The sequence below is a fragment of the Bacillus cereus group sp. MYBK95-2 genome, assembly GCF_051915225.1.
Taxonomy (GTDB): domain Bacteria; phylum Bacillota; class Bacilli; order Bacillales; family Bacillaceae_G; genus Bacillus_A; species Bacillus_A cereus.
The window spans coordinates 38,880-54,625 of the sequence record NZ_JBQAEH010000014.1; the positions used below are offsets into that span (position 1 = coordinate 38,880).

Sequence of the window (15,746 nt, forward strand, 5' to 3'; positions counted from 1 at the left end):
TTCTTCTTGCTGTTACAATTTATTAGAAGTGACTCTTCTTTATCTCCATTAAAGCTTCAAGGTATTTATATCCATACTTTTCATCTGGTTCTAGGTATGTGCCTTCTGCCCACTCATTCCAAGCATTAATAAATAAAAAGTCAGTGTCCTTACTATGTTGTAAAAGATACTTCTTAAACTTATCGGGATTAGCCCCTTTCACAATTAAAGCGCTTTCTTTTTTCCTTGGAGAGTTATCCCAATCTACAAATGCCCCTTTATATATGTTTTCACGTTCTTTAATTTGACGGTTTAATATTCTTTTCCATACAAAATCATAACTTAAGTGAAAATCTTTTTTTTCTTGATGTAGTGAAGTTGTATTACCTATTAGTTTTTTTAAAGTGTACATAGGTTCAAACTCTATAGCAGCATCAAAAGGAAAATCTGATTTATCTTCAAAGATTGTTAACATTTCTACAAAGTGTATCCCTAGAAGCCCTTCAGATTGAGCCCATTTATTCCATAGACTCAACATTTTATTTAGATTTGGTATAGAAGCTGGACGGTAAATTACAAATATCGGTTTATCTTTAATATTTAAATAGTTTTTGTTTTTAAAGAATGGCAAAAGATAATTAAAGTGTTCTTTCCAATCAGACTCATCCCCATATTCTTGTCGCATCAATACTTCTTGATCTTTCCCATCCCAAGATCTTGTCCAAGATTCATTTGCCCAACATAAGCAATATGGGAAATCAATTTCCTTACATTGATTTCTCAGTTCTATTGGTTTTTCTAGTAATTTTTTCCCTTTGAACCAATAGTGATAATAACAAAAACCATCTAAACCATACTGTTTTGCTAAATTTATTTGCCACTTATGTACATCTAAATCTAACAAATTGTAATAATAATCCCTTAATGGAGCCCTAGGCTGATAGTGTCCCAGAAAACGTGGTTTTGCTTTTTTTACATTGGTCCATTCTGTAAAACCCTTTCCCCACCATAAATCGTTTTCAGGTATTTCATGAAATTGTGGTAAGTAAAAAGCAATAGTCTTCATTAGTAAGGACTTCCCCCTTCCCCATATGCGATGACTCACTTATTGATAAAAAGCAATTACACAATATAAAACTCTGCTTTTTAACATAAACTATTTAATCTGATGTTAAATCTTGTCACAAAATAAGGCAAAAAGACCCTAATTATTGTAATTTTCACACATAAAAAACTATATTTTTAATTTTTTTTAGAAAATTATTCAAAAAAACACTTTAAATACAGTTAAGTATTGTATAGTTTTATATTATAGGAGGGGAAAAATATGTCGTTTTTTGGCGAAAAATTCACAAATTTATTGGTAAATTTAGATGTAGCAAGCCTAATTGGAAAAATAAAGAAATACCAAGGGAGATTGGAGGTCTATGAGAAGGAATTTCCATGTACATTAGAAAAGTTGCAAATATCTACTCAACTTCAACATACCAAAGATTTTGTCGCAATGTATAAAAACTTAAAAATAACAAATAAAAGGTTAAAAGAATTAATTACATATGATCTGTCGCCAAAAACAATGATTGAAGATGAAATATCTTGTTACGTTGATGCGCTATCACTCATTCATAATAACTATGAAAGGCTTACTATTGATCCAAGTACAATCTTAGAAATTCATTTTCAACTTTTTAAATATGCTACTTCGGATAGTGGAACGTGGAGAAAACAGGACATCTTACTTGAAGAACATGAGCAACTTAATTTCTCATTTTATTGCTATCGCCCTTTAACGATTAAAGAAATCCCAGAAGCAGTAAAAAATTTATGTGAAGAATATAATTATTTATTAAATCAAAAAGATATTGATCCACTAATTTTAATTTGTAATTTTGTACTTAATTTTATATGTATTTTTCCTTTTGAATCTGGAAATGGAAGAATGGTACGTCTACTTATATCTTTATTACTATTACAAAGTAAACATTCACTAGTGAAATATATTTCACTAGATAAAATAATAAAAAAATACGAGAGAGATTATTATGATGCCCTATATAAATCTTCAGCAAATTGGCATTTTCAAGAGCACAATGTATCCTTTATATTAAAATGTCTATTACATATTATTCTAGAAGCATATAAAGAACTAGACGTACATATTACAAGTTACCAACTGAAAGGGAACAAAAGCTTTAAAATTAAAGAGTATATATTAAAACAAGAACTCCCTTTTACAAAAGAAGCAATACGGATGGTATTTTCAGATGTTTCACCAAGCACGATCAATAAAGCATTTGCTTGTTTACAAGAAGAAAAATTAATTAAACTAATATCAAAAGGCCGTAATGCAGTTTGGACTAAAACAAAAATATAAATAATATGAAAAAAATATAGGGTAATTATTTAACATTAATAATTAAAACATACATATAAATTTATTTCACATACACAATAGATATTTTTACAAAATACATAAAAAGATAATTTGTCGCTACATTATTCATACAACTATTTTGAATTTTTTCTTTCTCTATACTTCCGAAAGTCTGATAACAGACTTTATAGGAAGTATTAAATATATAAAAACTACATATTCAGTATTTATATCCCAACTATTAGTAATAGGAACTTAGCATTTATTCCATTTCACCTAAAGAGTTTTAATAAAAGTAAAGAGAAAATACCTAGATTTAGCTTTAATTCATTAAAAAATTCGATTTCACTTAAGTAAGTGCCTATTAATTTTGTCTCTAATAGCAATGGCTATAAATTCTTCAATAGAGCTATTTGTTTCATTTGTAATTTCTTTCAAGTATTTGTATTCCTTACTTGTAAGTATGACAGACTTCGTTACTGTATTACTATCCAAATATACGCTATGATTCATTCTTGGAACAATTTTCCCTTCTATTATATAAGGCGTTAACTCCTCAATCCATTCCATTTGAATTCCTGGTGGTAATGTAATTAATGATTGACGAATCTCAAAATACCAAAATGTTTCTTCTTCTAAAATCTTTATATTTCTTGGAGATACGTACTGTAATATATTATCGATTATGTGAAAAATATTGTTTCGTAATTGCGCAGATTTAGGAAAACGAAACTTAACAAACCTTTGATGATGACTTCTAGGTTTATCCGACAGTTTATAAGCGGACTCATATCCTGCTTTTAATGCCTCACTAAGTGTCATATTAGTTCCAAATTCATCAAGAACTATAATATCACCACGTTTTGGAATAGAAATAACACGTGCCAATGTATTGCCTTTTACAAACTTTTGAAATAATACTACATTATATTTCTGCGAAAATGTATATATATGATTAGCTTGTTCTACTTGCTGAACAAGTTCACGAACATCCTCCTCCTTCACAAATTTCGTTTGTCGATTACGATGTTCTATTAAAAAATAAACTAACTTTCCTTCTTCTATCCATTTTTCAAGCTGATTCATACTAATATGATACTCTTTACTTGCTTGGTATAAAGTAATCCCCTCAATTTTACGTTCTTCTTTTACTTTTTCTACTTCTTCTCTACTAAATAAAAAACTACCATCTAAACGCCACGTATCCTTATTGATTGGTGTTAGCTTTCCTTGCTTCATTAAATTATTAAAAATAAAGTGACTTATATCTAAATAATCTTTTACTTCATTTGTAGTCATAGTCATTTCATATGCGCTAATCATTCTAATTCCTCCTCACACCTCGTTATTTACATAATAATATTATGTAAATTAAAATTTATAGTATTTACATTTTAAATAAATTATAACATATATCGATATATATATTAGATTGTAAATTACAATACTGTTTGATTTAATTTTATTTTAAAATTATATTTTATCAATGATTAAATTACATAACGAAAATACTGTATTTAAAATTAAATAATAACCATAGAAAATGGGAGATTTTCTATAGTCATTATATATTTATAGCTTTGTAAAATTTAATCTTAATATATAATTTAATTTCTAAATGATTACGTTATAATATTTATTATAAAAGAAATTTATAAAGGATTGAATAACATTGAAATTTGAAATAGATATTATTCATAGTGATACTTCTTTAAATAACATAGAGAAACAAAAACAAAATTTTACAAATCTAATTACATTATGGAATCCTGATTATATAAATGAAGCGGAATTAAAAAAGGAAAATAACGAAAGAGAAGATTCATATACATATGAAGGATTTTCAGATGAAGAAATACTTTACTACTACTTGAATCGACAAACACATTTTGACCAAGAAAAACGAATCAAGGATGAATCAAGAATTCTATATGCACGTGATTTAAGTCAGTTTTATTTCTTTATTAGACAAAGTGAGGAATTTCTACAGAAAGATGTAAAGGATTATAAATTTGGTCAAGTATGGAGAAACCTTAGGAAACGGCATATCCGTAATTATCAAAAATGGTTATCTCAAGAAGCAACCTCCTATCAGTCAAAAGATAAATACAAGCCATCTACAGTTAGTAGAAAGCTTGGTGTTATTCGTTCATATTTGAAATGGCTATATGAAATCCAATATATTCAGGATCCTCTACATGTTGAGATACTAAGTACAACTGTAAATAAACAACATAAACCTAAACGGGAGTTATCATATGAGGAAGTAAAACAATTGCTTCATTACTACAAGGATAATGAAATCAATTACGCTTTATTGTCAGTTCTAGCTACCACAGGGTTACGTGTTGCAGAAGTCGCACATGCAAAGTGGGAAGATCTTGAGTATGATACTATACGAGGACGATATTATTTAAAGGTTGATACAAAGGGAGCTAATGAGCGGATTGTTTCCATTAATAAGGAGATTTTTAATCGGATTGTCGCATTTCGAATACGGAGAAGATTACCTATAGACATTGGAAATAGAAATGGTGGAACAGTATTTCAAACTAAAAACCATACTACTTATAGAGAGAATTATTTGTCACAATATATTTCTAAAATCATTAAGGATACTCAGTTACCCTTTACAGAGAATATCGGAATTACTCCCCACTTCTTTAGACATTTTTATGTACAGTACCTATATGATTACAAAGGATTACCACCTCATGTTATCGCAGCTGCAGTAGGTCATAAAAATGATCGTACTACAAAAGAAAATTACCTGAGTCAGCGATTAACGAAAGATAATGATGCCGGTAATTTAATTTTGGAAGATGAATTTTAAATTGAACCATTCACATATAATTTATTATTAAATAAGTTCAATACTACCACTTATAGTTATGTATTTTTTACACAATTAAAGTTGATTTATTATCTACTTGTTTTGTTTTCCTCATGGAATTGGATTATTAGTTCTCCGCTAAGTTTTCTTGAAAATATGTGAAATTTCCAGAAAACTTAGCGGACACTGTTATAAAATACTTAGAAAAAACCGCACCATAATTTTTCATGAGTTAGAACTTAATTTTATTTAGAAGCGTTAACTTATTAGCTGTAAATAATATATAATCTAATTTTTTTGTTCTAATAAAGATAGTTTCTGAATGCTTGAACTTATTACCGATTTCCACTGCTCTGTTAGTATTCTTACATGTATTATTATTAATCTCAATTATATCTTCTAATGGAATACTAATTGTTGCGCTTTGCCATGTAATGGTTATTTTTTCTATTGATTTTATAATTTCTATCTCTTTCATATTTCTAGTGACTCCCTAATCTACTTGTATTTATCTATATAATAAAGTATATATTTATAATAGAAACCAGCCAATTTCATATATATTCACTCAGCCATTGTGTAAATAGGTAATTTTAGTACAAAGATTCTTAAGTCCATTTACAATCTAGGTGTATATTGCAAACTTTTTTGAGATGAATTTTGGGATAATCTACATCATGATGTTATTATTCATAATATTAAATGCTATGAAAATAGAAATAAACTTAACCGAACTTAATTACGGACAACATATGACTTATTTTAAATATACCTATAGTGACCGCGAAAAAATTGGAGTATGGTATATGGAGATATGAAAATGAATTGAAGTGACTTTAGAATTATTTAAAACTAATAACAAATTATTTATTAATGGATAAAAAAATTATCTTACAGGAGAGAATAGATAAAAGTATCTTATAATGAATAACTCCACATTCGAAAAATATACAGGGATGGTGCAAATGAGAAATAAAACTAAATATCATACATGGATTCGAATGAAAAAACTGTTTGTTTTTTTGATAAGCTCAATAATTCTTCTATTAATAACATTATTGCCTATTCCTTTATATCTGCGAATCCTATCAGGGATTATAACAATGCCTTTTATCTATATAACGTTTATACTTTCTTATTCTACATACCAATTTGCAGCATTCGGAGGGGATTACCAAACAAAAATACATGATTTAATAGTAAAAAAAGTGAATTGGGATGGAAAAGGAAAAATATTAGATATAGGAACAGGTAGTGGATCATTGATTATTAAGCTAGCAATGGCTTTTCCTAAATCTTTTTTAACTGGACTTGATTATTGGGGGAAGAATTGGGAATACTCACAGAATCAATGTCAACGAAATGCAGAAATAGAAGGTGTGTCTGATAGGGTTAATTTTCTAAAAGCAAGTGCTGCCGATCTCCCTTTGCAGGATAATGAATTTGATATAGTTGTAAGCTGCCTAACATTTCATGAAGTGAAAGATACAAATAATAAAGTAAAAGTAATTAAGGAGGCTTTAAGAGTATTAAAACCTGGTGGTGAATTTATCTTCTTAGATTTATTTATGGATGAAAAAATATTTGGTAATACAGAAGAATTCTTAAATGACCTAGAGAAACTCAATATTTCTAAATTGAGTAGCTACAAGCTTGCTGAAGAAATAAAATTACCAAAGCTTTTATTAAACAAAAAAGTATTAGGAAATGCAATGATTTTGAGTGGCAAAAAATAAAGGTATAGTAATTATAGACGTACTACCCATATTTTAACAAAAATATACGTTAAGCAAAATTCAAACTAAAATGAGCCTGATTTCCTACTTTAAGGAATATTTGGCTCATATGCTTTATTTAGATTGTAATTTATTCTCTTCATATTCTTTTAGTATCTTATAAAAGGTATTCTTCTTAAGTTCTAGTAATTCCTTGAACTACTCATCACTTAACGTCCTTAAGGACTTTTTGAAGTGGGAGATTCCTGCGAACACCGGTGTATCCACCGGTTATCTTAGCAGGCTCTACCCGCAGTCCCTTCGGTGAGAATATAAGTATCTTGTACGTTAACGCACCAAACTCCCTACTTTAGCTTGGTTTTCGCAACTTCGGTAAGCATGGGGCGATAGAACGTTGAAGATTTTACGGTTGCAACGTTTTTCTGCAACCAACCTCATATCTTCAGTTTTCGAAGAGCAATCTGTACAAGTAAATGATAACAAACATGTTGGCTTATGCCAACCGACATTCATCTCCCACCTAAAATTGGTGTTTCACACCTTCACATTTTTGAGGAAGGAGTCTTCTGTCGGAAAACGATAAATTTAACGCTCGGGATTTCTCTTTTTTTCCATTTTGGATAGGTTTCTTCTATGATAAATAGTTGCTTTTGACTTAATGTTGAAAGGTTAAGTGGATGTCGCCCTAAACGTTTTCCTTGAGCTTTGGCTACAGCAATCCCTTCCGCTTGTCGCTGATGGCTGATGAATTTTTTTACGCTCCTGATCCGTAACGTAGGATAGCAAAGATAAAAATTGATATTCCATTAATCGGCCCATATCACCCATCTCACGAAATTTCCGACTATCAAACAGGGTTTCATTTTCTAAAACTACGATATCAGCTTGTAATTCTCTTGTTATATACTGTCATCCTGAAATTACCTCATCATAATTGCGGTCCATACGATCTAAGGCATCTATGTAAACAATATCACCTGTACTTAATATCTTTCGTAATAATTGATATTGAGGGCGATTAGAATGTCGTCCACCTGCTTTATTGACAAAAATGCGTCGAGCTTCCACTCCTCGTTCCATCATCTTATGTAACTGACATTGTTCATTTTGATGTTTTGTACGTACAGGTATATATCCATAAATATTTGCCACGTTTTATATTCTCCTTACATTTGTTAACACAATTATACTATTTTTGTTTATGTGCTAGCACTACATCGCTATCAAGCTTAGCTCATACAAAGTAAATTATAGTAGAAGCTGTTTCTGTTTTCTAAAAGCTATGCGTAAGAAGTTGAAAGATTTGCATACGAATTAAACTCTAACGGGTTTCCTTTTTTGAATTAAGCCGCTTGATTATCAGACAGGGTAAAATTGTAAACGACACCTAATATTTCAAAGACTGTTTTCTTCTCATACCGATGAGATTTTCGCCCATTTTGTTGTAGAAGGTTGAACAGGCGAAGTAACACCTTTGATAGCTCTTGGGTGTCTTTCTGTATCGCACGGAAAAGAAGAAAAAAGTAATCTTTAATCATATAGATGGCCTTTATATTCACTCAGTTCTCGTTTCTTTTTTTATAAGAAGTAATTGCCGCATTTGAAACATGGTAGAGACACAGAGGAGAATGGCAATCAGTTGCCCATACAAATGGCATTCCAATCGTTCTAGTTTTATCTTTTTACAATGATGGATTTGAAAGAATGACTTCCACGTTTTAAATAAAATTTCGATTTGCCAACGCAAAGAATAATACCAGTCATGTACCTGTCCCATCGGGACAATGTCTGTAGGTGTTTTTGTCATATATACCGTGATACCTTGTAAAAGCTTAGTGAGCACTGTATATGTAATCCCTTTTTTCTTTTCACGAATAGCTCGGTCACGTAAGCGTTTCTGTTTTTGCTCCTCGTTACACCTATAAACTACAATACGAGTAGGCAGTTTGTCTTTACTCCCTACATATATATCGTGTAATTCATAAACTTGGCCACGTTGTAGTTGTTTCATAATGTCTTCCAAATGAATTTGTGTATATACTGGTTTCAATTGAGGGGGTTTTGTTTTAAATATGACTGTTTCGAACTCTTTTCTATATATTTTAGTTGGTAACTTAAGATGGGATAAATAATACCCCCTGCTTGTCTTGAATAGACTTAAAGTCTTTTAGACGAAAATATCCTAAGTCATGGATATACAGCTCATTCTTTCATTTTTAGGTGAATTTGTATACCTTAAGTTGATGGGAATGGACATTGCCCCTTTTTTAACTAATCTAGGGACAAGCTGATACTACAGAATAAAAAGAACATATTATAAAAATATAAAGGAGGGGATAAAGATGAGTTATTGGAAACATGAGTGTGGGCATCATAAAAAAGAAAGATATGATTGTGATGATTATAAAAAAGATAAATATAAATATGAAGAAAAAGACTATGACTATGACTATTACTACAAAAAATACTACGTGAAAAAATGCTATTGTCGTTTTGAACCTTATTACCCTCATCACAAAAAAAATTGTAAAAATAAATATGATAATTACTAAATCTAAATAATTATCTAAGTTCTCAATTCTTTAGTTTTAAAAAAGGATTTCTATTTTTTAGAAATCTTTTTTTATTTTAAACGTAAAATTTTTGAGACTTAAATGGTGCCATATTTCTTAATTGCAGCGTTTTTTGGTAATATTCAATCAAAATAAACGTATAAAATTTAGGGAATAACAGAAGTGTCTCTAATAAGCAAAACCACAGTAATCGCTGTGGTTTTGCTTTTAAAGACCAAGACTATGTTATAAATGTTCATAGCATTATATATTGAATATCAAAAAAGTGTTAAAATGTAAAAATTTGAATAACACTTTTTTGATATTCAAACTAATAACTGTCACTATTAAAACACAACAACCCCATAAAAAAGCAGATAGCCGGTTCCTTATATTACAGGAAATCGGCTAATCTCTTTTAATACGTACAATTCTCTTTTTTGCATATGGTGACTCCAATTAGTTTTTCGACATCTCCACTTGTTAATTTTTTATTTATCTTCTTTTAACTCATATCTTCATTGTCCATTAGGTATATTAATTGCTTTTCTATCTTTTATTCCCTAAAATCCTCTGTTTCCATGATTTCATTTCTAATTAATCTACTCTTAATTATAATTTTTAAATTTAGAAACAAAACTCATCCCGTTATCCTTTTTGAAAATATTAATTTTAAATCCCTTTTAGATCTCAGATAATACTTTATGATTTATGGACTTCTTGAGGCATCTCAGAATGAGTACAAACAAACTGCTCAATCATTTGATTTAAATCTGTAGCCGCTTTTGTTGGTATTTGATGTTTTGCACCCTTAATAAATCTTAATTCATTACATGGTAATTCTTCATGCAGTAAATTTGCATGACTATAAAAAGTTTTGTCATTTTGTCCATAAACTAATAACATAGGTAGATGAATGTCTTTAAGGCGATTTGTACAATTATATTGCAAACTATAACGATAATATTGTTCGATATTTTTTGCATTACCTTTCCGAGCTTCTCGAAACATTCTTTTAAATAATTTTTTTGTATTAGAATTCCCCCATGAAATGGCAAATGCTAAAAATGAAATTGCTCTTGCTTTCGCTAATTGGACTCCAAGAGAAATCTTATTTTTTAAATACCCTCGACGAACTTCTGACATTCCACCTATAAGAATTCCTCCTAAACTATTTTCGGGATATGTTAATAAAAATTCCAAGGCAACTGAGCTTCCTGTTGAATACCCACATAAAAAAGACTTTTTTATATTCAAATAATCCAGTAAACTCTTCATATCTTTAGCAATTAGTGAATATGTAATTGGCTGACTTGAACTCTGACTGTTCCCATGCCCTCTAACATCAAAACCGATTACTTTAAAATTTCTAGATAATTCTTTTATCTGATATTCAAAATTTTCACAGGTAAGTGTAGGCGGGTGAATAAAAATGATAGGAGTCCCTTCTCCTTTTACTATGTAGTAAAGACTACATCCCTCTACATCTAACTTTGGCATATATTGAATCACCTCAACAATTTATAATCTTTTAATAATACCTACTGATTTCATAAGTATTTTATCCTTAATAATTTGTATAAAAAGAAAGAAATATACTCTCTTCCTATTTTTTTAAAGCATTCAATATCCATTTCTCCATTTTAAAAATTTAAAACATTTAGAAAATCGAATTTAGATTAACGAAACATTTTAGACAGATATATCCTTGGTTCATTAGTAATTTTGAGAATAAAGCTTTTAATACTTTTTATTCCAGCATAGCTCTCCTCAACTCGCTTATACTATAACTGTAACTTAAAGTCACAAATTATTAATTGGTGCGCGTGGGCTTCCTTTTTACTACACGTAGGTAATTGGACTTTGCCACATAAAATGAAGCTTATGAAACGTTCTATACCTCTAAAAAATATTAGATAACGGAATATTATGGTATTAAGTAATTACTATTAAAAAGGTGAATGCTATGAAAAGATTTCTAACTTTGTATGCCTTAGTTTTAATTTTAGCGGGATGTTCAGAAAAAACACCCTCGCTTAAAAAGAATGAATTACAAGTTAAACAAGAAGATAACAAATTGATTCAAAATACCACACATTCTATGCCCAAAAGTAAATCTTTGCAATCAGCCCCCACTCCAGCCACTAAAAAAATAATTTTAGATGTGCCGCTTATATCACAAAAGCCAGAATTAAAATATGGATGCGAAGTTACAAGCTTAGCGATGGTATTACAGCATGCAGGCATTAAAGTTAATAAAATGGATTTAGCTAACGAGATAAAAAAAGATCCTACGCCACTGTCTACAAATAAAAGTGGAGACATCATTCAATGGGGAGATCCTAAAGAAGGTTTTGTCGGAGATATAACTGGAAAAAATAAGGGGTACGCTGTCCACGTTCAACCGTTACAAGAATTGATGGAACGTTATCTACCAAATCGCACAGTAAACTTAACAGGAAAAACCTTTAATACTGTGTTAGCTCAAATTAAGCTCGGTAAACCTGTAGTAGTATGGACTACAGGAGATTATCGCCTTCCAGATAGATGGGAGTCTTGGAAACATGATGACAAAAAAATTACAGCGCCTTTGGATTTACATGCTGTTGTTATTGTAGGTTTGGAGGACAAATACATTTATATCAATGACCCATTAACTGTGAAAAAAGCACACAAAGTAAACCAAGAGATTTTCATTCAATCGTGGGAAGCATTAGGGAGACAAGCATTATCCTATCGCTAATGTAATTTCATTAAATATTTAATGCTACCATTAGGTACACCCTGTCTATACAAAAAATAAAAGAATGATTTAATGTAAGTAGATTAGAAACTTGAATTTTATTTAAAATCAATTAGAGATAAAATTTTCACTTTTGTCATTTTAGACGTATTTCTAACAATAAATTTTACAAAAAATACGAAATATTAAACTCATAAAAACCCATTGATATCATACATATATGCTGATTTCAATGGGTTTTTAATTGGATATGTATTGACGTATTTAACAAATTATAAAAAGATGTAAACTTACTTTTTACATATGAACTATCATGTATATAGGTATACCTGTTTAAACGGTTAAGAAAAATACATTTCTTATTAATTAGTGAAATACTCGAAAATAAGGTAAATTATACTATTTGTTTGGTACCAGATGTAATTTGGTATAATTGTATTTAAACAAATTATTGCTAATAGGTAGAGGAAGGAATATAGAGAGTGAAAATAAGATTTCAGGCCAAAAAATTCGTAATATCAATTCTAACGGTAGCTCTAGTAGTCATTACTTATTTTGTGATTCAATCAATTGCATCACCTGCAAGAGGGGTAACAAACCAAGAGAACTCAATTCAGTTTGTAAGCGAGCAGCATAACGTAGAGATAAACAAACCAGTACCTAACCAATTTAACGGTCAAATACGTAAAATTGCATATCTTACATTTGATGATGGACCAGGAAAATATACAGCTGAGCTTTTGGATATACTAAAACAACAGGATGTAAAAGCAACTTTTTTCTTAACTGGTAAGAATGTAAAGGCATATCCTGATTTAGTAAAACGAGAAAAAACAGAAGGTCATTATGTGGGTATGCATAGCATGACTCATGATTTCAAAAAATTATATACAAATGGTGACTATGTTAATGAAATGACAACAAATCAAAATTTAATAGCGAACATTATTAGACAAAAACCACAATTAACCCGACCTCCTTATGGTTCTATGCCTGGATTAAATGAAGAACTTCGTAATAAGGTAGTAGATGGTAGATTTAAAGTATGGGATTGGACAATTGACTCCCTAGATTGGAAGTATAATAACGTACCTATAGAGTCGGCTTCCATAAATATTGCTCAAAATGTACTTACTAATGCAAAGAAGTCCCAAGAAGTTATATTAATGCATGATATTCACCCTCAAGCAGTTGCAGCCGTACCAGCCATCATAAAAGGGTTAAAGGAAAAAGGGTATGAATTTGAGGCATATCATGAAAGCAATCACTTCCCTTTAAATTTCTGGCAGGATCCACGTATTTGAGCTTTAAGGAGATGTATAAAGTCACACCTCTATTTATAAAAAAAGATTTAACCCCTTGTAGAACAACAAGGGTCTATTCAATGTTTTTGCTTATCCTTTAGTTTAAAGCAACACTAGCTATTTATTATTAAACTATATATTTAATAAAGTACTTCCATAAAATTCTTTTTTATGCTATATAATATTTCTAAAGCGCTTAGAAAGGGAGAGGTTTATATAAAAATCATACAAGATTTTACAGAACCCTATTTTAAAACTGTTGGAGAACAAAGTAAGGCATATCGAGTAATTGGTTGCAAAGACGGTAAAGAAAAGCATTTCCCTATTACATTTAAAACATTAAAAAGGGCACGTATATTTAATTACAGGTATGCTTGTGAAAATCCTGAGTGGCAGAATAGAAATGGTGACATAAGTGAGTATAACGTTAAGATGGGGAGACCTGAATATAAAAATATTTGGCACGGTAATGTTATAGAGAATGTATATAAAAAGTATGCTGATTTTGATAGTTGGGAAATCAATCATTAAAGCAGTAACCAATCGTTCAAATAATCTACAAATAAAATATAAAGAATAATAAGTAAATAAGCTATAAGAAGGAGATTCAATAGCATGAACATTGCATTTTTTCTTACACCCAAAAGTGAATTGGTTTATATAAATATAAATTCAACAATGCGCCAGGCTTTAGAAAAGTTGGAATACCACCGATATACAGCTATCCCCTTGGTCAATAATGAGGGAGAATATGCAGGTACACTTACAGAAGGAGATTTATTATGGAAACTCAAAAATACTTCATCATTAAGTTTTAATAACACTCAACAAGTTGTTCTGAGTGAAGTTTCTTTACACCGTACAAATGAACCAGTTTCCATCAATGCGGAAATTGAAGACCTTTTATCAAGAGCTATGGAACAAAATTTTGTTCCTGTTATAGATGACGATGGGATTTTTATAGGTATTGTTAAAAGAAGAGATATTATTCAATATTGCGCACAAGGCTTATTATTTAAGAACGATTCTGTATAAACATATGAACTTTAAATTATATCAAATCTTCAATTTAAAATTCACATAAAAAGAATGTACCTTGGCTTAACTAATCGTGCGAGTATAGTATTTTTAACTATCGAAAAATATAAGAATATCATTGTTCTATACGAAACAAAAATACCCCTGACTTTATACATAAGTCAGGGGTTAATAAAAATATTAATATTTTATAGAGATAATCTTACTCTTCATCACTATCTCCAAAGAAACCACCTAGAAATGATTCTTCCTCATTCAATCCTAATTCTTCGGTTGCTTCTTCTACCATTTCATCTGCACCTAATCCATCCATTAGTTCATTCAATAACATGCCACCTAATATGCCGACAGCTAGACCACCAATCATACCCGCAATTGGACTACCTCCGTTACTACCCTGATGAGCATGATCATAGTTTTGTTGTGTTTGATATGAGAATGGTTGTGCATAAGCATGCGGATCATTTACCATTTCATTTATATAATCTTTTAAAATATTAGCTATTTGTCTACTTTCTTTCAATACATCTTGTTCAATGAAAAACTCACGTCTTGCTTCCATTTCCCCATGTCTGGTTCTGCAATCTACTTCCATCCAAATGCGAATCCCTGACTCTTCATAAGCAAAACGAACCTCTATTTCATCAACTTCGTTTACAAATAATTCTCTTGGGAAAAAGGAAAACTCTTGGCCCCATGTATCTAATTTACCCGAAGTAGATTTTTCTTGGAACCCTAATCGATTCAATGCATAAAAAACATTTTGTACTTCTTCCGGTGCTTCAATAACAAGACGATCAAAGTCTTTTCGATCTACGCCACCTTCAATGTCTAAGTGCGTATCGAAATAGTAAGAAACGCCCCCTCTAGATACAGGAAGATCTCTTGGGATATCATAAGAAAATGAGATTACCTTGGACTCCTCTGGAAGAATGTTATAGGATGCGTTCAATGGAATAGTTGCTACCTTACGTGTAACAGATCCTTGTTTTGTGACAACACTCATCATGAAGTCCGCTGTAAGGTTATTCATTTTTTGTTCAACTTGACCGCCTTCAATCCAAGCTTCTCCATGCAGTGTTTCTCCAGCAGAATAAGATGGGTTTTTAAAACGCAAATCTACTGTTGCTGCACCTTTACCGAATTTAGCCAAAATCTTTTTAAACATTTTGTCTCTCCCTTTTTTC

The 15,746-nt window shown here is 30.4% G+C and carries 13 protein-coding genes and 2 pseudogenes; 8 read left to right on the forward strand and 7 right to left on the reverse strand.

From position 1 onward, the window contains the following. Nucleotides 1-22 precede the first annotated feature (22 nt). Nucleotides 23-1,045, reverse strand: a complete 1,023-nt coding sequence (locus tag ACTFN4_RS27980) for a glycosyltransferase WbsX family protein (protein WP_439963129.1) — start codon at nucleotides 1,043-1,045, stop codon at nucleotides 23-25. Between the two features lie 261 nt (nucleotides 1,046-1,306). On the opposite strand from ACTFN4_RS27980, the gene ACTFN4_RS27985 reads away from it, so the two are divergent. After that, complete coding sequence (locus ACTFN4_RS27985) at nucleotides 1,307-2,353, forward strand: Fic family protein (protein WP_439963131.1); 1,047 nt, start codon at nucleotides 1,307-1,309, stop codon at nucleotides 2,351-2,353. A 345-nt stretch (nucleotides 2,354-2,698) separates the two neighbouring features. Here the strand turns inward: ACTFN4_RS27985 and ACTFN4_RS27990 are convergent, their stop codons facing one another. Further along, on the reverse strand, nucleotides 2,699-3,676 hold the full coding sequence (locus ACTFN4_RS27990) for a DNA-binding protein (protein ID WP_439963133.1): 978 nt from the start codon (nucleotides 3,674-3,676) through the stop codon (nucleotides 2,699-2,701). A 349-nt stretch (nucleotides 3,677-4,025) separates the two neighbouring features. Between ACTFN4_RS27990 and ACTFN4_RS27995 the strand changes: the two genes are divergently transcribed. After that, the gene (locus ACTFN4_RS27995; RefSeq protein ID WP_439963134.1) at nucleotides 4,026-5,186 is read left to right on the forward strand and encodes a tyrosine-type recombinase/integrase; all 1,161 of its coding nucleotides are present in this window, start codon (nucleotides 4,026-4,028) and stop codon (nucleotides 5,184-5,186) included. A gap of 232 nt (nucleotides 5,187-5,418) precedes the next feature. Here the strand turns inward: ACTFN4_RS27995 and ACTFN4_RS28000 are convergent, their stop codons facing one another. Further along, on the reverse strand, nucleotides 5,419-5,664 hold the full coding sequence (locus ACTFN4_RS28000; protein WP_439963135.1) for a SunI/YnzG family protein: 246 nt from the start codon (nucleotides 5,662-5,664) through the stop codon (nucleotides 5,419-5,421). Nucleotides 5,665-6,151: 487 nt separating this feature from the next. On the opposite strand from ACTFN4_RS28000, the gene ACTFN4_RS28005 reads away from it, so the two are divergent. Next, a complete protein-coding gene (locus ACTFN4_RS28005; protein WP_439963136.1) occupies nucleotides 6,152-6,922 on the forward strand; it encodes a class I SAM-dependent methyltransferase in 771 nt (256 codons plus the stop codon). 542 nt (nucleotides 6,923-7,464) lie between these two features. Here the strand turns inward: ACTFN4_RS28005 and ACTFN4_RS28010 are convergent. Together ACTFN4_RS28010 and ACTFN4_RS28015 are read right to left on the reverse strand one after the other, a co-directional pair. Continuing rightward, nucleotides 7,465-8,074, reverse strand: a pseudogene (locus ACTFN4_RS28010) (recombinase family protein). A 191-nt stretch (nucleotides 8,075-8,265) separates the two neighbouring features. Further along, nucleotides 8,266-9,132: pseudogene (locus tag ACTFN4_RS28015) on the reverse strand (IS4 family transposase); the annotation flags it as partial. 132 nt (nucleotides 9,133-9,264) lie between these two features. Between ACTFN4_RS28015 and ACTFN4_RS28020 the strand changes: the two are divergent. After that, nucleotides 9,265-9,474, forward strand: a complete 210-nt coding sequence (locus tag ACTFN4_RS28020) for a hypothetical protein (RefSeq protein ID WP_439963137.1) — start codon at nucleotides 9,265-9,267, stop codon at nucleotides 9,472-9,474. 702 nt (nucleotides 9,475-10,176) lie between these two features. On the opposite strand, the gene ACTFN4_RS28025 is transcribed toward ACTFN4_RS28020, so the two are convergent. Continuing rightward, nucleotides 10,177-10,974, reverse strand: a complete 798-nt coding sequence (locus ACTFN4_RS28025) for an alpha/beta fold hydrolase (protein ID WP_439963138.1) — start codon at nucleotides 10,972-10,974, stop codon at nucleotides 10,177-10,179. Nucleotides 10,975-11,440: 466 nt separating this feature from the next. On the opposite strand from ACTFN4_RS28025, the gene ACTFN4_RS28030 reads away from it, so the two are divergent. The 4 genes from ACTFN4_RS28030 (at nucleotide 11,441) to ACTFN4_RS28045 (ending at nucleotide 14,556) form a co-directional block, all read left to right on the forward strand. Then, nucleotides 11,441-12,217, forward strand: coding sequence for a C39 family peptidase (locus ACTFN4_RS28030; protein ID WP_439963139.1), 777 nt, complete (start codon nucleotides 11,441-11,443; stop codon nucleotides 12,215-12,217). Nucleotides 12,218-12,699: 482 nt separating this feature from the next. After that, a complete protein-coding gene (locus ACTFN4_RS28035; protein WP_439963140.1) occupies nucleotides 12,700-13,521 on the forward strand; it encodes a peptidoglycan-N-acetylglucosamine deacetylase in 822 nt (273 codons plus the stop codon). A gap of 171 nt (nucleotides 13,522-13,692) precedes the next feature. Next, the gene (locus tag ACTFN4_RS28040) at nucleotides 13,693-14,052 is read left to right on the forward strand and encodes a hypothetical protein (RefSeq protein ID WP_439963141.1); all 360 of its coding nucleotides are present in this window, start codon (nucleotides 13,693-13,695) and stop codon (nucleotides 14,050-14,052) included. Nucleotides 14,053-14,136: 84 nt separating this feature from the next. Then, nucleotides 14,137-14,556, forward strand: coding sequence for a CBS domain-containing protein (locus ACTFN4_RS28045; protein WP_098281854.1), 420 nt, complete (start codon nucleotides 14,137-14,139; stop codon nucleotides 14,554-14,556). Nucleotides 14,557-14,761: 205 nt separating this feature from the next. On the opposite strand, the gene ACTFN4_RS28050 is transcribed toward ACTFN4_RS28045, so the two are convergent. Next, nucleotides 14,762-15,727, reverse strand: coding sequence for a sporulation protein (locus ACTFN4_RS28050; protein WP_439963142.1), 966 nt, complete (start codon nucleotides 15,725-15,727; stop codon nucleotides 14,762-14,764). Between the last annotated feature and the right edge of the window lie 19 nt (nucleotides 15,728-15,746).